This window comes from Streptomyces sp. AC627_RSS907 (assembly GCF_019049165.1).
Map to the genome: position 1 here is coordinate 1 of NZ_JAGMUE010000738.1, position 646 is coordinate 646.

Annotated in this window: 1 protein-coding gene; it reads left to right on the forward strand. The window is 74.6% G+C overall.

What is annotated here, in order from left to right; all coding sequences use genetic code 11:
- On the forward strand, nucleotides 1–646 hold a 646-nt coding region (locus KUM32_RS38340; RefSeq protein ID WP_217146433.1), incomplete at both ends, for an acyltransferase domain-containing protein.

Consider the following 646-nt stretch of genomic DNA (forward strand, 5'->3'; position numbering starts at 1 on the left):
GTGATCGGCCAGCGCCTTGCGGGCAAGGGCGGGATGGTCTCGCTCGGTCTGCCCCGCCCCGAGGCGGAGGAGCGGATCGCCCCGTACGGTGCGCGGATCGCGGTCGCCGCCGTCAACGGCGCGGCGTCCACGGTGGTCGCCGGTGAGCCCGCCGCCCTCGATGAGCTGATCGCCGGCTGCGAGGCGGACGAGGTGCGGGCCAAGCGCATCCCCGTGGACTACGCCTCGCACACGCCGCAGGTCGAGTCGATCCGGGACGAGCTGCTGCGGGTCCTTGACGGCGTCGCGCCGCGTAGCGCCGACATCCCGCTGTACTCCACGGTCGAGGCGGAGCCGGTGGACACCGCCGGGCTGGACGCGGCGTACTGGGTGCGGAACCTGCGGCAGGAGGTGCGGTTCGGGCCGGCCGTGGAGCGGCTGATCGCGGACGGCTTCGGCTTCTTCGTGGAGTGCGCGGCGCACCCCGTACTGTCGATGAGCATTCAGGAGACGGCCGGTGCGGAGGCGCCGGTGACCACCGTCGGGTCGCTGCGGCGGGACGACGGCGGATCGCGGCGGTTCCTGACCTCGCTGGCCGAGGCGCACGTGGCCGGCGCGCGGATCGACTGGGCGCCGCAGTTCCCCGGGGCCCGCACCGTCGACCTGC